Source organism: Micromonospora musae (assembly GCF_003626545.1).
Lineage (GTDB): Bacteria > Actinomycetota > Actinomycetes > Mycobacteriales > Micromonosporaceae > Micromonospora > Micromonospora musae.
The window spans coordinates 1-21,001 of sequence record NZ_RAZS01000012.1 but is presented as its reverse complement, the minus strand read 5'-3'; the positions used below and the strand labels follow the sequence as shown (position 1 = coordinate 21,001).

At 70.0% G+C, this 21,001-nt stretch carries 9 protein-coding genes and 1 pseudogene; 4 read left to right on the top strand and 6 right to left on the bottom strand.

Features of this window, described 5'->3' with window-relative positions:
• Positions 1-35: 35 nt before the first annotated feature.
• The gene (locus tag D7147_RS26715; protein WP_120682492.1) at positions 36-1,001 is read left to right on the top strand and encodes an SDR family NAD(P)-dependent oxidoreductase; all 966 of its coding nucleotides are present in this window, start codon (positions 36-38) and stop codon (positions 999-1,001) included.
• A 90-nt stretch (positions 1,002-1,091) separates the two neighbouring features.
• Here the strand turns inward: D7147_RS26715 and D7147_RS26710 are convergent, their stop codons facing one another.
• The 3 genes from D7147_RS26710 to D7147_RS26700 form a co-directional block, all read right to left on the bottom strand.
• A complete protein-coding gene (locus D7147_RS26710) occupies positions 1,092-1,766 on the bottom strand; it encodes a hypothetical protein (RefSeq protein WP_120682490.1) in 675 nt (224 codons plus the stop codon).
• A 103-nt stretch (positions 1,767-1,869) separates the two neighbouring features.
• The gene (gene yaaA, locus D7147_RS26705) at positions 1,870-2,667 is read right to left on the bottom strand and encodes a peroxide stress protein YaaA (RefSeq protein ID WP_120682489.1); all 798 of its coding nucleotides are present in this window, start codon (positions 2,665-2,667) and stop codon (positions 1,870-1,872) included.
• 10 nt (positions 2,668-2,677) lie between these two features.
• Positions 2,678-4,300 carry a hypothetical protein gene (locus D7147_RS26700; protein ID WP_120682786.1) on the bottom strand — a complete coding sequence of 541 codons (1,623 nt, stop codon included), beginning with the start codon at positions 4,298-4,300 and terminating at the stop codon, positions 2,678-2,680.
• Positions 4,301-4,524: 224 nt separating this feature from the next.
• Here D7147_RS26700 and D7147_RS26695 point away from each other — a divergent pair, with 224 nt between their 5' ends.
• Complete coding sequence (locus tag D7147_RS26695; RefSeq protein ID WP_233563510.1) at positions 4,525-5,511, top strand: App1 family protein; 987 nt, start codon at positions 4,525-4,527, stop codon at positions 5,509-5,511.
• A gap of 110 nt (positions 5,512-5,621) precedes the next feature.
• Here D7147_RS26695 and D7147_RS26690 read toward each other — a convergent pair whose 3' ends face one another.
• Both D7147_RS26690 and D7147_RS26685 read right to left on the bottom strand, forming a co-directional pair.
• Positions 5,622-7,103, bottom strand: coding sequence for a M48 family metallopeptidase (locus D7147_RS26690; protein ID WP_147437450.1), 1,482 nt, complete (start codon positions 7,101-7,103; stop codon positions 5,622-5,624).
• Positions 7,104-7,453: 350 nt separating this feature from the next.
• Positions 7,454-12,127 (bottom strand): LamG-like jellyroll fold domain-containing protein, encoded by a 4,674-nt coding sequence (locus D7147_RS26685; protein ID WP_120682485.1) that lies wholly within the window; start codon positions 12,125-12,127, stop codon positions 7,454-7,456.
• Positions 12,128-12,406: 279 nt separating this feature from the next.
• Between D7147_RS26685 and D7147_RS26680 the strand changes: the two genes are divergently transcribed.
• Entirely contained in the window at positions 12,407-19,387 is a 6,981-nt protein-coding gene (locus tag D7147_RS26680; protein WP_233563495.1) for a polymorphic toxin-type HINT domain-containing protein, read from the top strand.
• Complete coding sequence (locus D7147_RS32200; protein WP_407663393.1) at positions 19,350-19,751, top strand: SCO4402 family protein; 402 nt, start codon at positions 19,350-19,352, stop codon at positions 19,749-19,751. Before D7147_RS26680 ends, D7147_RS32200 begins: the two co-directional genes overlap by 38 nt.
• Positions 19,752-20,880: 1,129 nt before the next feature.
• Here D7147_RS32200 and D7147_RS26660 read toward each other — a convergent pair.
• Positions 20,881-21,001: pseudogene (locus D7147_RS26660) on the bottom strand (IS481 family transposase); the annotation flags it as partial.

Sequence of the window (21,001 nt, the reverse complement as noted above, 5' to 3'; positions counted from 1 at the left end):
AGACAGTCCGAGGGGGCGTTCGTAGCGTGGATCCCATGAGCGCCGAGACCCGAACCCGTACGCCCTTCACGGCCCGTACCACCGCCGCAGAGATCCTCGACGGCGTCGACCTCACCGGTCGCCGGATGATCGTCACCGGCGGCGCCTCCGGCATCGGCGCCGCGGCCGTCCGCGCCCTCGCCGGGGCCGGGGCGGAGGTCACCGTCGCCACCCGGAACCCGGCCGGCGCCGACGAGCTGGTGGCGGAGTTCGCCGGACCGGGCCCCGGCGTCGTGCGGGCGGCCGCCCTCGACCTGGCCGACCTGGCCTCGGTCGACGCGTTCGTCGCGGCCTGGGAGGGGCCGCTGCACGCGCTCGTCGCCAACGCCGGGATCATGGCGATCCCCACCCGGCAGCTCACCCCGCAGGGCTGGGAGCTGCAGCTCGGCACCAACTACCTCGGCCACTTCGCGCTCGCCCGCGGCCTGCACGACAGCCTGCGTGCCGCCGGCTCGGCCCGGGTCGTGGTGGTCAGCTCCGGCGCGCACCTGCGGGAGGCGTTCGACTTCGACGATCCGCAGTTCGCGCGCCAGCCGTACGACCAGTGGGCGGCGTACGGGCGGTCCAAGACGGCCGACGTGCTGCTCGCCGTGGGCATCGCCCGGCGGTGGGCCGCCGACGGCATCGTCGCCAACGCGCTCAACCCCGGCTACATCAACACCCAGTTGCAACGTCACATGGACGAGGAGACCCTGCGGTCGTTCGGGGTGCTGGACGAGGCCGGCAACCGGATCGACCTGGAGTACTACAAGACACCCGCCCAGGGCGCGGCGACCACCGTGCTGCTGGCGGCCTCGCCGCTGGTCGGCGGGGTCACCGGCCGCTACTTCAGCGACAACCAGGAGGTCGAGGTGGTGATCGGCGGGCCGGAGGCGAACGGCGGGGTGGCCGTGCACGCGACGGACCCGGCCACGGCCGAGCGTCTCTGGGCGTACGCCGAGCAGGCCCTGACCTCCCGCTGACGGGCGACCCGGTTCCCGCCGGGGCCGGCGTCGTCGACGCTCGCCCCGGCCGGGCGCGCCTGATCAGGTCGCCGTCGCCCCGGCCTGTGGTCAGGCCGGTTCGGCGGCCGGGGCGGGCGCCAGCGCGGTGTGTTGCAGGATCCTTCGCCGGTCCGGGCCGTCGGCCACGCTGACCAGGAAACAGCCGGTGCCCGGGCGCAGCTCGGCCGGCACCCGGAGCAGGGCGGCGCTGCGGATCAGCACGGCCGCCAGCTCCCGGTCGGTGAGGCGTACCCCCAGGATGTGCCGGCGGACGTGCCGCCCCCCGGCCAGCAGCGCGGAGCGCCAGGCCGCAGCGGCCAACCGCGGCACCCAGACCCGGCGCGGCGTCGACGCGCCGGGCACCGGGGCGGCGAGCAGCTCGCGCCGCCCCTGCCACCAGCCGGCCTCCATCAGCCGGGCGTAGCGCGCCCGGTGCGCCGCCGGCACCCGCAGGCGGTGCAGCTCGTAGCGGCGGCGCAGGCCACCGAAGGCCATCTCGTGCTCGACGGGGATGTCCAGCCGATCCAGCAGCTGCCGCATCCGCTGCGCGGCGTCCTCCCGGTTGAACTCCACCACCGCGGCCGAGTGCCGGCCCACCGCGCGATGGGGGCGCGGCCCGGCCGGCGGTGGCGTGCAGCGCAGCAGGCAGGCGGCCTCGAAGGCGTCGGCCAGGGTCAGCCAGTCCAGCGGGGGCGGCGTCGACGGGCGACGCGGCCGGTCTAGCAGGGCGGGGTCGGGGGCCAACGGAGGTACTCCTTTGTCGGAGTCGGGGTATTCCTACCGTGACCGGTACGGGCCGGGCACGGAACCGATCCGGCCCAGCCTTGAGGAAATCTTGCGCACGCCCTTACAGCTGCGTGACCACCAGATCGACCTGCCGTGGTCGGCCCGCCGCCGCCGGCTGCTCCAGCACCGTGTGCTTCAGGTCCCGCAGCGCGCCGATCAGGTCGTCGGCGGTCCGTGGCCGGGCGCCGGCGAGCAGCAGGTCGCGGACCAGCCGTCCCTTGGTGGCCTTGTTGAAGTGGCTCACCACGGAGCGGACCGGAACTCCGTCCACCTCGCGTTCGTGCAGCACCCGGACGGTCACCGTCCGCTCCGCGACCTCGCCGCGCGGGGCCCACATCGCGGCGTACGCGCCGGAGCGCAGGTCGAGCACGGGGCGATTGCCGGCCGCCGCGGTCAGCACCGGCCCCAGCACCCGCCGCCAGTACGCCCCCAACGCGCCCGGGCCGGGCAGCTTCGCCCCGACCGGGCAGCGGTAGGGCGGGATCCGGTCGGTGAGGCGTACGGCGCCCCAGAGCCCGGAGCTGATCAGCACCGAGCGGCGCGCGGCCCGGGTGGCCTCCGGGGGGAGCGACGGGAGGTCCAGCGCCTCGTAGAGCACCCCGGTGTAGATCCGGGCGGCCGGCGCGGCGGCGACCCGCGGCAGCCGAGCGTTGCGCCGCAGTTCGTGCTGCTGACCCTCGCTGAGCCCGAGCGCCGCGCGGGCCGTGGCCTCGTCCGGCCCGGCGCAGAGCGCGCCCAGCGCGGCGAGCACCTCCTCGCGGGCCGGGTTCAGCTCCGGCAGGGAAAGTTTGGCCAGGTCGAGCGGCCGGCCGGTGCCGGTGTCGGCCTTCCCCTCGGAGGGCGGCAGCAGGATGAGCACCCGGTGGAATCTACCGCCAGGGCCGCAGCGGGGTCTCCGGGTGGTAGACGCGGTAGCGGCCGACGTCGCGTACCGGGGTCGTCTCGACCCGGTCGCCGAGCAGCCCCCGCAGGTGCCGGTCCGCCGCCGAACCGGCCTCCACCACGTAGCCCGGCCGCTCGGCCCGACCCAGCTGCCGCCAGTACGGCAGGTACCGGTTCTGCCCGGGCATCAGGTTGTCGTCGAGCACCCCGCAGATCACCTCTTCGTCGGTGTTGAAGACCAGCCGGTTGCAGATCCAGTAGCCGGCGTACACCTCGCGGGGACCGTCGGCGCGCAGGGTGGCGGCGAGCTCGCGGGCCTGCCGCTCCTCGTCGCGGGACGCCGCCAGCCCGGTCGCGGCGAAGAGCACGGTGACCACCAGGCCGGCCGCCGCCAGCCCGGCCAGCACCCCGGTCGCCACCGCCCCGGTCAACCGGCCGAGCGCGCCCACCGTGCCTCGCCAGCAGGCCTCCGCCGCCAGCCAGAGCGGCCAGAGCACCGCCGGCAGGGAGAGCTGGAGCACCGACAGATACCGGGCGTAGCCCAGCGGGTCGGTGGCGGAGAGCGGGCTGCGCACGTACGCCAGCAGGGTGAGCACCGCGCCCGCGACCAGCGCGAGGTGCGTGACCCACCGGATCCGAGCCGCGAGGGGCGCGCCGGCGGTGCGTCGGTACGCGATCAACGCGAACGCCGCCGAGCCGACCAGCAGCAGCGGGTAGATCGCGCCGAACCACTGCTGCGACGGGGCGCAGCCGCCGATCGGGCAGAGCCCGCTGGCCAGCGGCACCCCCTCCAGCAGACCGCCCTCCAGGCGCTGCGACCACGGCGGCGACGGACCCTCCTTGGTGCTGATCTCCCGGAACACCGACAGCGAGTCCTGGCCGGGTGGCGCGACGAGGTTGTCCCAGATCATCGGGGCGACGCCGACCACGAAACCGACCACCAGCAGCGCCCCGGCCCAACCGAGAAGGTCCCGGCGTACCGCGTAGACCAGCAGCAGCCCGACCACCGCCAGGTACGGAACGATCAGCCAGTCGGACCAGAGGGCCAGGCCGGCGAGGAGCCCGAAGAGCCCGACGGAAGGCCGGCGCCGCCGGATCGTGCCGCCGGCCAACCCCACCGCGATCAGCAGCATCAGCAGCACCGCCGCCTTCGCCTCGGGCCGGCCGCCCACCACCGTCAACTGGTCCCGGACGACCCGCTCCGGGCCGAGCGCGAGCAGGCCGATCACGAACGTGGCGAACCAGGGCGAGCAGATCCGGCGCATCAGGCGGTGGATCAGGTAGAGGAAGACCGCGTAGAGGACGAGCATCGGCACCCGCAGCACCGGCCAGTTCGGTCCGGAGAGCGCGATCAGCGGCGCGGCCAGGTACGACTCCAGCATCCCCATGTAGCGCTGGCCGTAGAGGAAGACCGGATGTTCCCGCCCCTGCGCGATGTGCAGGGCGGCCAGGCCGAAGGTGGCCTCGTCGCTGTTCGACACCGGCACCGTGAACAGCGTCAGGACCAGCCGGTAGCCGAACCCGGCGAGCCCGAGCAGCAGCGCGACCAGCGCCGGGCGGTCGAGCCGCCGACGCCGCCGCCGGCGGTGCTGCTGCACAGGTTGCGCCACGACCACGCCCCCGTCGTCGTCCGACCGGAGTGTTTCACGTTCACCGAGCCGGGCGAGGGCGATCGGGCAGACCGGGTCGGCTCCGCGACCTCGGACCCTGCCGGGCGGGCCGTCGAAGGGAGATCGCCCGCGTGGCCGCCGCCGCGCGCGTGTGGCAGGGTGTCAGCGTGCCACCGACTCCCGCCGGCCAGTTGGCCGTTCCGCGTCTGCACCGGGCGGCGCGGATGGAGGACGCCGTCCACCAGTTCTTCGAGCGTCGCCTGCGGCGCACGGGCTGGCGGATCAACATCGTCGCGTACACCTGTTACGGCGCCCCCGGCTGGGTGCGGGTGATGTGCCGGGTGCTGATCGGCCGCCCGGACACCCGGCAGCGGTCCCGGCTGGAGAAGGTCCGTGGCTGGCGCAGCTTCACCACCCTCCCCGCGAAGCACGTGACGGTCACCATCGAGGCGGGCGGCGTGCGGCACGAGACGCAGACCGACCGCAGCGGGTTCATCGACACGGTGGTCGAGGCGGAGCTGCCGCCGGGCTGGGGCAGCGTACGGCTGAGCATGCCCGACGCCGAGGCGGTCGAGGCACCCGTGCGCATCCTCGACCCGGCCGTGCGCTTCGGCATTCTCTCCGATATCGACGACACGGTCATGGTGACCACCCTGCCGCGGCCGCTGCTCGCCGCGTGGAACACGTTCGTGCTCGACGAGCACGCCCGGGCCGCCGTGCCCGGCATGGCGGTGCTCTACGAACGGCTCGTCACCGCGCACCCGGGCGCGCCCGTCTTCTACCTCTCCACCGGCGCGTGGAACGTCGCGCCGACGCTCACCCGGTTCCTCTCCCGGCACCTCTACCCGGCCGGCCCGCTGCTGCTCACCGACTGGGGGCCGACGGCCGACCGGTGGTTCCGCAGCGGCATGGAGCACAAGCGCAAGACCCTGGCCCGGCTGGCCCGCGAGTTCCCCGACGTGCGCTGGCTGCTCGTGGGCGACGACGGCCAGCACGACCAGGAGATCTACCGCGAGTTCGCGGCGGCCCACCCGGAGAACGTGGCCGGGGTGGCGATCCGCCGCCTCTCACCCACCCAGGCGGTGCTCGCCGGTGGCCTGCCCGCCCCCGCGGAGCGCCCGCACGCGGAGGGGCCGGTGGGGCAGCGGTGGTTCTCCGCCCCGGACGGCGCCGGGCTCTGGAAGCTGCTCTGCGAGGCGGAGCTGGTCTGACGGCCGGTGTTGATCGACTCGGCATCCTTGAAGTCGGGGCATCCCACGCTCCTGACACCCCGAGATGCAGGAAGTCGAGTCGATCAACGGCCCGAGATTGGGCCACCAGGCTAGGCAGGAGCCGGGGCGCCGCGCGTGGTCGAAGCCACCCTTATACCGAGCGCGGAGAGGCGCTCCCGCGCGGTTGGCACGGTGTCCGGATCCCCGGCGAGCTCGACCAACTCGCCCAGCGGCAGGGGAGTGCCGCTGGTGGTGAGCAGCTCCGGTGGTCCGGACCAGGAGTGGCGCCATTCGGTGGCGGCGGCGGAGTCGACGGCGGCGGTCTCCACCGCGCCCTCGAAGGCCGCGACCAGCGCGTGCAGGCCGTCCTCGTCGTTTGCCCCAGGGGTGAGTTCCCGGGCGAGGTCGGCGTACCGGTCGGCGGCGAAGAGGTCGAGCACCAGGTCAAGGCCGGCGTCGCGTCCGGTCAGCTTGGTGGCCGCCTGGTACAGCGGATGCGCCAGGTCACGGGCGGACCGGTACGCGAGGATCGGGACGATCTGCGCCCAGGGCAGCAGCTCGCCGGCGTGGTCGAGGAAGGACGTCTGGAGTTGCCGGCTCGACTCGTCGAGGTCGACGAGCAGATCGGTGGCGGGACGGCCGTCAACGGCCACCGTGACGTCCGGCACGAACCGCAGGGCGGCGATCCGCTCGCCGATCGGTGGATGAGTGTCCCACCAGGCCCGGCCGATCGAGGCGACCTCACCGGTGCTGCTCCGGACCTCCTCACGGTGGGCGGCCAGGTACGCCGCGAACCCGTCGAACAGGTCAGCGGGCAGGTAACCGGCCTCCTGTGCCGGAGTGACGTGGCGCTCGAGGTACTCGTCCCAGGCTGCGGCGACGACCCGGATCTCGCGCAGCGCGCCGACCATCGCGTCCCGGCCGGCGGCGCCCACGGCGTACTGGTCGGCCTTGTACTCGATCTGCTGGCTGATGGCCTGCTCGGCGGCGACGTGGAGCCGGGCGTAACCCGTGAGGACTGCGCGCAGAACCGGGACGGTGGTGGAGCGGGCGGTAGCCACCACCAGTTTCCGGCCGCGGTGGGCCAGCAGCACGGTGGTGGTGTGCCAGCGGGAGTAGTGCCCCAACTCGTGGGCGAGGACCGCCCGGAGCTGGTCCACGGTGTACGCCTGCAGCAGCGGCAACCCGAGGATGACTCGGCGTTGACCGGGAAGCAGGCCGAGGAGCCGGGCATCGTCGGTCACGCTGATGTTCGCCCCGACGACCAACCGGATTTCGTCCGGCTCGCGGGCAGCGACCCGCGCGGCCAGGTCGCGCACGATCCGCCACAGCTCGGGTGCCAGTTCCGGAGTGAGCCGTACCCCGACCGGTGTGGACGGTCGTGCCAGGAGCACCGAGCCGAGGGCGAACACGAGCGTGAGGAACAGCGTGAAGGCGGCGCCGAGCAGGAAGACTCGTACGACGACTCCGCCGTCGAAGTCCGTGGCGTCGCTGAGCCCGAGCCGGCCGAGCGCCACGACCAGACCGAGTCCCAGCACGTAGAAGCCGATGAGTAGAACGATGGACAGTGCTGCCCGCAGTGACGTCTTCAATTGATCTTCCTTCCCCCGTGCGGTCAGCACGCTAGCGGCGGGAAAGGGTGCCGGCAAGATCCTTTCGGTGCCGTTCTATTCGCGGCGCGGTCCCCAGGACGTGCTCGCCCGCTACAACGAGGCCGCCGGCGGCAACTCGGTGCTCATCGCCGACTTCGGTGACGCGCAACGCGAGGTGGCCTGCGTCCTGCCGCTCGCCTGGCCGCGGGCCGATCGCGCTGCCGCTGAATCGAGACGTCCAGCCGCTGCGATGAACAGGCCCTGTCCTGCGGTGCGATCGCGCCGCAGGACAGGGCCCGGTTGCTTCGGTGCCGCATCACGGAAGACCGTGGCGCGGCACCATCAGCGCGTCAGGAGATCTCCGTCCAACTCCCGAACGCCGCCCCGGCCGAGGGCTGGCCGACCGTGTAGACCCGGTTGTCGGTGGTACGGGCCAGCAGGGTGATGGCGCCGTTTCCACCGAGCACCGCGCTCGGGTCACTGGCGAACCCGCTCGACGGCTGGCCGGCCCCCATGACGCCCCAGGTGCCGAAGCCGCCGCCGACGGCGGACTGCCCGGTGCCCCAGATCTTCCCGTCGGTGCCGCGTCCGTAGAGGACGATCCGGTCGGTGGTGCTGAGCAGCGCCGCCGGACGACCGCTGAAGGACGGCTGCCCCGCGCCCGCGACGGACCAGTTACCGAAGGCCGCGCCGGCCGACGGCTGGCCCGCCCCGTAGAGCTTGCCGTCCGCACCCGTGCCGTAGACCACGAGCGTGCCGTTGGCGCCGAGCAACGCGGCCGGGTCGCCGACGAACCCGTCGGTCGGGCCAGCCAGACCGACCTTCTGCCAAGTGCCGAACGCGGCGCCCGGCGTAGGCTGTCCGACTCCATGCATCTTCTTGTCGGTGCCGCGCGCGTAGATGACGAGCGCGCCGTTGGCGGCCTTCGTGACGAACGGCAGTCCGGCAACGCCGGCCCCACCCACGCCGATGCGCCGCCAGGTGCCGAACACGCCACCCACGGTGGCCTGGTTGGTGCCCCAGACCCAGCCGTCCGCGCCACGGGCGTAGATCGCGATCGTGTTGTTGGTGGTCAGCACGGCCCTGGGGTCGCTGGCGAAGCCCGCAGCCGGCTGCCCGGTTCCCACCGCACCCCAGTTCGTGAAGGCCGCGCCCACCGACGGTTGCCCGACCCCGTACATCTGGTTGTCGATGCCTCGGGCGTAGACGACGATCGTGCCGTTGGCCCCCTTCAACGCCGTGGGGCTGCCGATGAAGCCGCCGCGGTTACCGATGCGCTTCCAGACGCCGAAGCTGCCGCCGACGGTGACCTGGCCGCTGCCCCAGATCCAGCCGTCACCGCCGCGCCGGTAGGCCAGCACGGTGCCGTTGGACCCCGTGACGCCGGCGACGTCGCCGCTGGCCGCGGTGTCCGCGTCGATCGTCCAGACCCGGTTCCAGGTCTGGACGTTCGAGAGCTCGCCCGCGAACCAGCCGCCCCAGGTACTCGCGCCGGTCTTGTGACCGCCCATCCGGAAGCCGCCCGCGGCGTTGAACGTGGCGGGATGGCTCACCCTTCCGGCGTTGACGCCGCTGACGTAGAGCGTCATCGTTCCGGTCGCCTTGGTGAAGCTGACCATCACGTGCGTCCAGACGCCGACCTGCGCGGTGCCGGGAGCGCTCGCCGCGGTGTCGAGGACGGGGCTCGCCACATCGGTACGGGCCATGGTGAACCGCCAGGACCTGTCGGCGGCGTTGGTCCAGAGCCGGAAGCCGGCGGTGTTGGTGCCGCTCTGGGAGAGCGCGGTGCCACCGAGAGCCGTCGGCCTGACCCAGGCGGCGACGGTGAAGTCGGCGGTGGTGTTCACCGCGGCGGAGCCGGTGGTCAGCGCGCCGTTGGTGCCGTCGAAGAGCACGTCCGGGTCGAACGTCCCACCGGTGCTCCACTGCACACCACCCGTGCCGGTCGCGTGCAAAGTGCCCGCCACGTCCGACGCGTTGGTCGCCGGGCCCGTCGTGCCGTCGTCGAGCAGCCAGTTGTGGTCGGAGGTGACCAGCGTCTGGGGCTGCTGGGCGGTGATCGTTCCGGTGCCGGCCGCCAGGTCCGCGACGTGCCAGGCGCGCGTCACGCCGCCGGCGCCGACGGTCCAGAGGTCGGCCGTGCCGTCACTGTTGATGTCGGCGGCCTGGAGCTTGAGGTCCGCACCCGGGTTCCAGCTGGTCGAGAGCTGGTAGGGGGTGTAGGTGAACTGGTCGTTGTCCTTGTTGTAGCCGAGGTCGGTCCAGAGGTGCAGGGCGCCGGTCGTGCGGTTCCAGAGGAACATGGCGGTGCCGGTGGACATCTGGGCGGTGGCGAGGGTCCACTCGTTCCACGCGTCGTCCCCGGTCGGGGTCGGCACGGGGACGTGTGTGGGGTTGAAGTAGAGGCCGGGCGCTCCGAGGGCCTCGTAGTACGTCAGGTGATAGCCGGTGGTGGGGTCGCCGCTGGTGCCGATGAGGTCGGGGCAGGGCAGCCCTGCGCGTCGGGTGTCCCCGGCATTCGCCAACTGGAGCGGAGCGTTGCCGTCCGTGTCCTTGAGCAGGTCCGCCATCAGGGGGGACTGGTTACCGTCGATCCTGGACTGGAGGACGCTGCCGTCGCCGTTGGCACGGAGTACGGCGCCGCCGCCGGCGTTGTTCCCGGTGGGGTAGTAGGCGAGCACGTCCTGCAGGCCGGTGCAGGTGAAGTGGCCGCTGAGGACCTGCGCGCCGTCGAAGGCGGTGGGGGAGTTGCTGAGGGCTCCGGTGCCCTGCGCGCCGATGTTCGTCCCGGCCGCGGCGGCGTGCTCGTTGCCGCCCGGGAGGAGCCACAGCCCCGGAGGAAGTCCGTAGCTGCCACCGACGGTCAGCAGGTCCGGGGCGTCGTCGCCGTTGAGGTCGCCGTCGGCCGCCATCGCTGCGGGCTGGGAGTTGAAGACGAGGCGTGCGCTGTCACCGATGTTCCCGCCGCTGGAGATGCTGGTGACGGTGAGCGTGTTGGTGAACCGGGTGGGTACGACGGTGATGGTGGCCACGCCGTCGGTGGCGGTCACCTCGACCGGCGGGCCGGCGTTGAGCTGGTAGGTGTAGCCGTCGGGTTTGGTGTCATTGCCGGGGTTCACGGCGGGGGTGACGTCGATGGTGAAGGGCTCGCCGACGGTGGTCGTGAGATCGGGCACCTCGGGCACCGAGGGCGCTCCTGGCCGGGTCGGATCGAATTCGAAGGTGCAGGTTGCCGACGAGCTGCTGGGCGTGCGGAAGTCGGTTGCCTGGACTGTCCACGAAAAACTGGTGACGGCTCCGCCCGCCGCAGTCCTGAGCTTGCCGACGTCGACGACGAGGACCGCCGTGCTGCCCGACGGGTAGGTGAGCAGGTTCGGGTTGGAGGAGGCGATGGCCGTCTTGCTGGCATCGCTGGTCTTCCAGAGCTTGAAGGTGACGCCGAGGGTGCCACCGTTTCGGTCGGAGACGGGCGCGTAGAGCGAGACCGGGCCGTCGCCGACCGTGGTGCCGCCCGCGCACGCGGTCCTCGGCGAGGTCGTCATGCCGGTCGGCGTGTTCGGCTTGTGGTTGTAACGGATGGTCAGCGTGGGGCTGGTCTCGAGGAACTTTTTCCAGCTCTGGGTGTCGCTGGCCTCGTTGGCCGCCACCATCCAGAGCGTGCGCGTCCCGTGCTGCGCGGTGACGTCCGCTTTGATCTGGTCGGTGATGTCGAAGGAGGCGGCGTTAGCTGCGCAGCCGCTGTAGCCGTACGCGAAGCTCGCCGAGGCGATCGCGCTGCCCTTGCTGACGCCTTCCCAGTAGTTCCAGGTGGCGTTCGACGCGGACAGGGTGGTGCTGGGGCCGTAGATGTAGACGGTCTTCTCGTCGCAGCTCCACGACCACGTGTTGGTGATTTTGAAGATGGCGTCGTAGATCTCGGCGCCGGCGAGGGTGCCGTAGGGCACCGGGAAGTTGATCAGCGTGTTGGAGCGCTGCTCGCCCGAGTTGCCGACCTGCATCCGGCCCTGCGGGTCCGGGGTGTTCTTCCAGTAGTTCGTCGACTGGTGCTGGTAGGAGATGCTCGCCCAGCCGGACATCTTCTGCCCGACCGGCGTCCAGCTGAACGTCGGATCGATGAAGACCGGAAACGCGGTATTCGGGTCGGTGAGCAGGTCGCGGTCCGGGGTCAGGCGCAGCTTTCCGGGGCTGAGCTTGACGGCGATGGGTGCGGTCCGGGCCGCCCGGCCCGGGGCCACCGCGGTGGACGAGGCACCCCGCGCGGCCGGTGAGGGTGCCGCGCTGGAGTCCCACATGGTCGGGGCGGGGGCGGTCAGCACCGTCTGGTTCCGACGGTCCCGGCCGACGATGTTCCCGGCCGGGTCGGCCGCGAGCGTGACGCCCTCGCTGGTCGTGCTCAGGTCGAGGGTGGCGAGCTTCGGGTTGGCGGCGGCGGCGCGGTTCTTGACGACGAAGACGTGCGAGAAGGTGCCCTCGCTCGTGACCCGGACGGTGAGGTCGACGCCCGGGAGCACCTCGGCGTACGTCGCCGTCGGGCCCGAGAGCGTCGGAGCGGGCAGCGTCAGCGGCGCGGAGATGGAGAGCGTCCGGTCGCCGCTGACCAGCTTCGCCAGCGGCCCGCTGCCGCCGGGCGACAGGTGGACCTGGTTGGTGGTCACCTTCGCGCTGATGCCGCCGTCAGGGTTGCGGACGAGGGTCGGGTCCAGGTCCTTCCACTGGCCGTCGACGCGGGTACGCGTCGGTACGGCCGACTGGGTCAACTCCATCGTGCCGTCCGGCCGGGCGGTGACCACCGACGTCGACGTGCCCGCTGCCGTCGCCTCCACCGGCTTGCCCGTCCGTCGGGCCTCGGCCATGGCCTGATCCGCGGTGAGCGGCGCGTCTGTGGTCGTGGGCTTCTCGGGTGCGGCGGCCGCTGGGGTGCTGGGCAGTGCGGCGGCCGCCGCGGCCAGGAGGAGGGCCGCCGCGACGCCGGTCGCGGTGGCCCTCCTCCGTCTGGTGTGCAGCGGTGGGCTGTCTTCGTGCATGGGGTGGCATCTCCCGTGTCGGTCCGCGCTGGACGGTTGTTCCAGTGCGCTGAGCGGCCACAGTGAAGCAGCCGATTCGGCGGACCGGCACGACGTGTGTCACATCACGCCATCCCTTTCGCGCAGCCTGGCCCCCATTTGGTCCAGAGCGGCCCAACCGATCGTTAACTTCTCGTGATCTTCTGGCGCGATCAACGTGAAAGATTGTTTCGCGCCACGGGGGTGCGCGTCCTGTCACCCTGCGTGGTTCTCCTGGTATCTCGCAGAGGTGAGGTTCGGATGGTCGGGCAACACGGGGGCTTGCGCCTGTGGGGCCGTCCCACGCGGATGGTCGCGGTGGTGGCGGCGGCGTCGCTGGTGGCGGGTTTGCTGTCGGGTACGCCGGCGTCGGCGAAGCCCAAGGACGACGGGTTGGCGAAGCCGCCGGCGGTCTCGCCCGGGCCCTCGGTGAAGGGCGTGAAGCCCCTCCCGACGAAGTTCGTGACGCCGAAGGACGACGCGGCGACGACGTACAAGCCGACCCGTACGGCGTGGCCGAAGGCCGCGTCCGCCCAGCTCGAACTGACCTCCCCGGCCGTATCGTCGGCCGGGCGGTCGGCGGCGCCGGCGAAGGTCCGGGCGGCGGGCACTCCGGTCTGGGCCCAGCCGGTGGTCAAGGACGGCCGGTACGCGGGCCCGCAGCGGGTCGACGTCCGGGTCGCCGACCGGACCGCGGCCGAGGCGGCCGGGGTGGACGGCGTGCTGCTCTCGGTCACCCCGGACGTGGCGTCGGGCGCCGTGCGCGTTGGTGTGGACTACGCCCAGTTCGCGGAGGCGTTCGGCGGCAACTACGGCTCCCGGCTGCGGCTCGTGACGTTGCCGGCGTGTGCGCTGACCACCCCGACGCTCGACAGCTGCCGGACGGCGACGCCGTTGACGTCGTCGAACGACCTCGCGGCGCAGACGGTCTCCGCCGAGGTGCCGCTCGCCACCGACGCTGGGTCCCGCGTGGCCGGCGCAGCGACCGTGCTCGCGGCGGTCGCCTCGGCGGGGGAGGAGGGTGGCAAGGGGGGCACCTACGCCGCCACCGACCTGAAGCCGTCCGGATCCTGGACCGGTGGCGGGAGCACCGGCTCCTTCACCTACTCGTACCCGATCACCGTGCCGCCCGCGGCGTCCGGCCTGGTGCCGACGGTGGCGCTCTCCTACGACTCGGGCAGCGTGGACGGGCAGACCGTCTCCACCAACGCGCAGGCGTCCTGGTTGGGTGACGGCTGGTCGACCCCGCGGTCGTACGTCGAGCAGACCTTCGCGTCCTGCCAGGACGACCCGGGTGGCGAGCCGTCACCGGTGAAGACCTACGACCGGTGCTACGACGGGCCGATCCTCACTCTGTCGCTGAACGGCTCCTCGACCGCGCTCGTCTGGGACGCGACGAAGAAGGTGTGGAAGCCGGAGTCGGACAACGGCGAGGTGATCACCCACGTCGAGAACTCGGGCAACGGCTCCGGTACCTACAACACGGACTACTGGCGGGTGACGCTGCGCGACGGCACCACCTACGAGTTCGGCCGCAACCGGCTGCCGGGCTGGGCGTCGACCAAGGCCGAGACGAAGTCGGTCGACCACACGCCGGTCTACTCGCCGCACTCCGGTGACCCCTGCTACGACTCGGCCGGCTTCTCCTCGTCGGTCTGCACGATGGCGTACCGGTGGAACCTGGACTACGTCACCGACACGCACGGCAACGCGATGGCCTACTACTACGAGCAGGACAAGAACTACTACGGGCGGAACAAGGGCGCCACCGACGTCTCCTACATCCGCGACAGCCACCTGGCCCGGATCGACTACGGGTTCACCGACGGCAACGCCTACGGCACCGTCCCGAACCGGGTCGTGTTCAAGACCGGCGACCGCTGCCTCTCCGGCACCTGCCAGCCGCTGAACTCGTCGACGAAGGCGAACTGGCCGGACGTGCCCTTCGACCTGGTCTGCAACGAGGGCACCGACTGCGACAGCTGGGGCCCGTCGTTCTTCTCGACGGTCCGGCTGACGTCGATCGAGGCGCAGCAGTACAACACTGCCACCTCGCAGCACGAGAAGGTCGACTCGTACGCCTTCACCCACACGATGCCCGCCACCGGGGACGGCACCTCTCCGACCCTGTGGCTGAGCTCGATCACGCGCACCGGGCACGACCTCAGCGCGGGCGGCTCCACCAGCGCGATCTCGCTGCCCTCGGTCTCCTTCGACGGCGTGAAGCTGGCCAACCGGGTGGACGTGACTGGTGGTCTGCCGAACTTCTACCGGCAGCGCATCTCGGCGATCACCACCGAGAGCGGCTCGGTGATCTCTCCCAGCTACGAGCTGCCCAACCCGTGCACCGCGCCGGTGACCATCTCCCCAGCTTCGAACACCAAGTCCTGCTACCCGGTGTACTGGACGCCGGACGGCTTCACCGAGCAGACCCGTGACTGGTTCAACAAGTACGCCGTCACCCAGGTCGTCTCCACCGACCCGACCGGTGGGGCGCCCGCGGTGAAGACCAGCTACAAGTATCTCGACGGTGCCGCCTGGCACTTCGACGACAACGAGGTAGTCAAGGCCAAGTACCGCACCTACGGCCAGTTCCGCGGCTACGCCAAGGTGCAGACCTTCAACGGCGACGGCGTCAACGATCGGCGCACGCAGTCCGAGGCCACCTACTACCGCGGCATGAGCAAGAACAACAGCACCACCATGGCCACAGTGACCGACTCCGCCGGTGGCACCCATGAGGACGTCAACGAGCTCGCCGGCAAGGAGCTGGAGAGCACCCAGTATCTCGGTGAGGGCGGCCGGGTCGACTCCTCCACCATCAACTCCTACTGGGTCTCCGGCGCCACCGCGACGCGGGCACGCACCGGCCTGCCGGCGCTGACCGCGCAGTGGGTCGCGCCGATCAAGACGTACAGCCGGCAGGCCGTCACCAGCGGCGGCTCGACCACCTGGCGGTACACGGGCAGTGACAGCAGCTACGACGCCGACACCGCCAGCCCCACCTTCGGCGAGCTGAAGCACACCTACGCCTACACGGTCCCGACCAACGTCGCCTACGACCAGTGCACCAGCTACACCTACGCTCCGGTCAACGCCGGCAAGAACCTGGCCGGCCTGGTCAGCCAGACCGAGACGGTCTCCGTCGCCTGCGGCGGCTTCACCCAGGGCAGCCCAGCGTCGGAGCCGGGCGGCGTCAACACGCTGACCGCGCCGGCGACTGTCGACCGGCCCGCTCAGGTGGTGACGGCGGAGCGCGCCTTCTACGACGACACCAGCTTCGCCACCACCTTCCCCCAGCCGAAGGCGCCGACCAAGGGCGACGTCACCCTGACCCAGGTCGCGAAGGACTGGACCTCGAACGCCTACGCCTGGCAGACCGCCGGGCGGGCCGCCTACGACTCGTACGGCCGGGTCACCGAGGCGTACGACGCCAAGGGCAACAAGACCTCGACCGCCTACACCATGAACAGTGTCGGACTGGTCACCGGCACATCGACGACGAACGCGTTGAGCCAGACCGCGTCCAGCACGGTCAACCCGAGGCGCGGCAGCACGCTGACCGCCACGGACCCGAACTCCGTCGTGGCGCGCCAGCAGTACGACGCGCTCGGCCGCAACACGGCGGTGTGGCTGAACAACCGGGCGACGAGCAGCCTCGCGAACCAGAAGTTCACCTACACCGTGTCGAAGACCGGGGTCACCGCGGTCACCAGTCAGAAACTGAACAACTCGAACGCCTACATCACGTCGGTGGCGTTGTACGACGCGCTGCTACGGACGCGGCAGACGCAGACGAAGGCGCCGAACGGCGGCCGGATGATCACTGACGCGTTCTACGACAGCCGAGGTTGGGTGCGGGCGTCGTACAACGGCTGGTGGGACGACGCCGCCGACCCGACGGTCACCGCCCCGGTCTCGGCGGCGGATCTGAAGAAGCAGGTACCCAACCAGACGTTCACGACCTACGACGGCCTCGGACGACCGGTGATCGTCCAGGCGGCGAAGAACGGCGTCACGGTCTCCACGACCACGACCGTCCACGCCGGTGACCGAACCACCGTCGTGCCGCCGGAGGGCGGCGTCGTCAAGGCCATCCTCACCGATCCGCTCGGCCGGCAGACCGAGCTGCACGAATACACCGCTCGCCCCACGGTGAACACTCCGACCGACACCTTCACCGGCACCTTCACCGCCACCGGCGGCACGGCGACCGTGAGCAAGTACGGCTACGACAGTCACGGCAACCAGTCGACGCTGACCGACGCCAAGAACAACATCTGGACCTCGACCTACAACCTGCTCGGCCAGGTGGTGGCGAAGTCCGACGCGGAGGCCGGCAACAGCTCGATGCGCTACGACGCCAACGGCAACCTCGTCGAAACGACCGATGGCCGGGGCAAGGCCGTGTCCTTCACGTACGACAATTTGGACCGAACGACCGGCGAGTTCGCCGCGACGCTGGCGAACCAGGCCGCAGCGAACCAACGCGCGGCGTGGGTGTACGACAACAGCAACGCCGTCGCGGGGGTCACCCGGGCGATCGGCAAGCTGACCACCACCATCGCCTACCGGGGTGGGCAGGCGTACACCAGCCAGCAGAAGGCGTTCGACGTCTTCGGCAACAGCCTCGGGGTGACGGTGACCGTCCCTGACTCCGAAGGTGCGCTGGCCGGCTCCTACACCTTCGGCCGCACGTACACCTCGGTCCTGGGCCTGCCGTTGACCGACACGTACCCGGCCAAGGGCAGTCTCCCGTCGGAGACGGTGGTCCACGGCTACAACGAGTTCGACATGCCGCAATCCCTAGTTGGGCTCAACAGCTACACCACCGATGTCAGCTACGACGCGTGGGGCCGGGTCGACCAGCAATCTCTGGGTAGCACCACGAGCGCCGCCTACGTCACCAACACCTACGACCCGCACACCGGCCGGCTCACCAACCAGCTCGTGACCCGATCAAAGATCATCCCCGCGACAGTGGATGAGCAGGAGTACCGGTACGACCTGGCCGGCAACGTCACCCGGAAGATCAGCAAGCGATACGGCGCCAGCACCCTCGCCGAAACCCAGTGTTACGGCTATGACGGTCTCGCCCGCCTCAGCGAAGCCTGGACCGGCACCGACAGCTGCGCTGCCACGCCTACTGACAGCAACAAGAGCATGGTCGGCAACAGCATCGGTGGTGGCAGTGCCTACTGGACGAGCTGGAGCATCGACGTCATCGGCAACCGCACCAAGCAGGTCGACCACGGCCTCGGCACCGCCGGTGACACCACCACCACCTACACCTATGACGGAAACGGCCAGAACAAGCCGCACACCCTGACCTCCACCACGACCACCGGTGCGGCCACCGGCACCGGCAGCTACACCTATGACGCCGCCGGCAACACCACCGGTCGCAACGCCGCCCAGGGCAACCAGACCCTCACCTGGGACGACACCGGCAAGCTCACCAAGGTCACCGGCGGCACCAGCGGCGACAACACCTTCATCTACGACGCCGACGGCAACCTGATGCTCCAGAAGGAGCCCGGGAAGAACACGCTCTACCTGCCGGGGCAGCAGCTCACCCTCAACACCGCCACCAGTGTTATCGACGGTGGCCGCTACTACGAGCTGCCCGGCGGAGGCACCTGCGTCCGCTCCGGTAGTGGTACGGCCTACACCTTCGTGGTCACCGACCACCAGGGCACGCCGTCGCTCTACCTCGACAACACCGCCCAGAACCCCACCTGGCGGCAGTACACCCCGTACGGCGGACCCCGCGGTGCGGCGGCGAACGCGCCCGACAATCGAGGCTTCCTCAACAAGCCGATGAGCCCCACTGGGCTGACCGTCGTCGGCGCTCGGGCCTATGACCCCACCATCGGTCGATTCGTCTCTGTCGACCCGATTCTCGACACGGGCGATCCACAGCAGTGGAACGGCTACGCCTATTCGCACAACAGTCCGGCAACCTTTGCCGATCCCAGTGGTTTGATCGATACGGACTGCCTCCAATTCAGCTGTCCCGACTATCGGCCCGGCGATGAAAACGGTAACCGCGAGAACAAGGAGAAGAACCCCGGCTGCTGGCCACGGTGTTCCGGCAGTTCCTCGGCGCCGAGCCAGGACGAGCGCGTCCTGGGAACGACCGTGCGAGTCCCCGATGACGTGGACCTCGACAAGTTCACCCGGGTGTGGAACGACCAGCGAGCAGACTACTTTGCGTACCAAAACTCCACCTGGTCGTTGACCAATCCTCGGTGGATGGCTCAAGCCGAACTGGCCCTCGCTATGCAGGTCTGTGACGAGATCGGCCGCGAGGTATGCGGCGGCTGGTTCAACCAACTGTTCGACGAGTACGCGAAGTCGTACTGTGAAGATTATTGCGGCATTGATGCCGAGGGGCTGGGTGCCGCAGCAGCCTGGGCCAAGGCCACCGGCAAGCTCGGCTCTTCCCGCACAGGATCGTCCGGCTGTGGGCTCATGAGCTTCAGTGGTGACACTCAGGTTCTCATGGCCGATGGGACAGCCAAACCGATCAAGGACGTCGAGATTGGGGACGAGGTCTTCGCAACCGACCCCGAGACAGGCGAAGAAGGGGCGCGAGTCGTAACCCAATTGTGGGTACACGACGATCAGCTGGTCGACCTCAAGCTCGTGGACGGCAGCGCCCTTGCCACCACTGAGGATCACCCGTTCTGGAACGAGACCGACCAGCAGTGGCAGGAATCCCAGGAGCTGAACGTCGGTGACCGCCTTCGTGCACGGGCCGGACGGTCTCCGGCTGTCGGTGGCATCGACTGGGCCACCGCCTACCGCGGTAAGGCGTACAACCTGACCGTCGACGGCATCCACACGTACTATGTGCTGGCGGGCGAGACGTCAGTGCTCGTCCATAATTCTGGCGGTTGCCCGGAGATCGGGCCGGGATGGTTCCCGTATGGGAGCGGGAAGATCCCCAGCGGCTGGTCGGGCCCCAACATGACCAAGAAGTTCAAGAAGAACGAGAGTAAGCAAGGTTTTGTGTGGCGGTCTCCGAAGGGCCAGGACAGCGTTCGTATCGATAGGGGGGACCCCAATTCGCAGTGGGGAAGTCAGCAAGTTGATCACGTCATAATCAACTCGGGTGGCCGGATCGTCGGTAGAGGGGGACAATTGCTTCCAGCTGGAGCAAGAATTCAGGATTACCCAGTGGAAGCCCATGTTCCCCTGAATGAGTGGCAGACGTGGAGGACCTGGAATGCCCCCTAAAGCCGCTGAACTGCAGACTCCTTGGATCCGTGCTCAGTTGATCGAATGGCTGATCAGGCTGAGTGACAGGGGTTGGCAGGAGGAGAACTGGATGTCGAAGGATCCAGGCAGCCCCGGCCTCGATGAGGCGCTAGATTTCTTCGATGATTCTGGGGTTCTGGCGGAACCACACGGGAGGCTGGGTTTCGTCCTCGTCGATGAAGAGGAAGTTGAAGCTATGCAGGCGATGAATTCGGCACTGGACCACGCAATTTCGGTACCGTCATCTTCTGATGCGGAAATCATCCAAACGCGAGCGTGGGGTGATGTCGTTGACGCCTCCCGTCGGGCTCTCGTCGCGATGGGCGAGAAATTCGATAGCTGATGCAAGCGAACCCCTATCGGGTGTGAGTCGTCTGCATGATGTGGAAGTTCTGGTTCGCTGAAAGGTGAACGAGAGTGGGCTCGGGTGTCACAGAAATTTCTGTGACACCCGAGCCCATGCTGACGGCAGTGTCAGCGAACGACGGCTGCAGCGCCTGACGTTTTTCTGCTGCTGTTCCCGATGGCTCTTGAGTGAGCGGATGCACTCGGTGGGGAGGGGCGGGGTTCGGAAGCGCGAGTCTTGGTGTGCAGAGTGGTCAGGCAGCTGGCGCGGGTGCGCTCGAGGGGCGGTGGATGCTGGCCGTGCCGAAGCCGAGGCCGAGGTCTTCCCGGCGCAGGCTGAGGAGTTCGCCCTCGCGGAGACTGGTGCGCAGGGCGAGTTCGTACAGCGCGCGGCCGCCGTAAGGGGCTGAGAGCGCCTCGGGCGGGGCGTGGGGCTCTTCACGTTCCGGGCTAGGTTGCGCGGTAGCTCGTCCTCGCGGACGGCGCGCTCCAAGGCCGATTTGAGGACCGAGTGGAGTTGGTTACGGTCAGCGACGACAGCATCTGGCCGCAGCACTGGCCGATGGGGCAGCAGCGCCGTCGGGCGGCGTCCCGCTCGTAGGTGCAGCATCGACAGGTGGTGTGGAGCCTGTCAAGGAAGGCGCGTACGCCGCGTGCGGTGAGCCGCGCTAGCTTCTTCTTGCCGAGGCGGAGGCGGAGGCGGACGCAGGCCGCGTAGCGGCCTGGGTGTTCCCGCAGAGCCGATGGACGGCGAGTTGTTGAGTCAATACGTAAGGTAGTTGCCGACGCTGCTGTCTGCCGCAGCGATGGGGAAGGCCGCGGTTGCTGGCGGCGATCTTCTCGGTGAGCTTGGCCAGGACTTCCTTGCTGGTTGTGCCGTAGACGCGGACGTGCTTGCGGGTGTCACTAGGGCGAGGACGTATCCGGTAGCTTCCCAGCGGCTGTCCTTGCGCTGGTAGACGGCACCGTTGGCGCGGCTGCGCGGAAGCAAAGGTTGTCCCGTGGGGGAGTCATCAGGCGGCGTTCTGTTCGAGGCCAATGCGGATGAAGTCGGTGAGGGCGTGGGCAGGAATGCGGCGGGCGTGGCCGAAGGCGATCGAGGTGAGCTGGCGGGTGTGGAGCAGGCCCTAGGTGTTCTGCCCGGAGAGGTTGGGGACGCGGCTGGCGGGTGGGCCGCCGAGGGCGGTGTGGTGGCGGTGATTGTTGTAGGCATGGAGCCAGGCGGGCAAGGCCGCTCGTCGGGCGGCT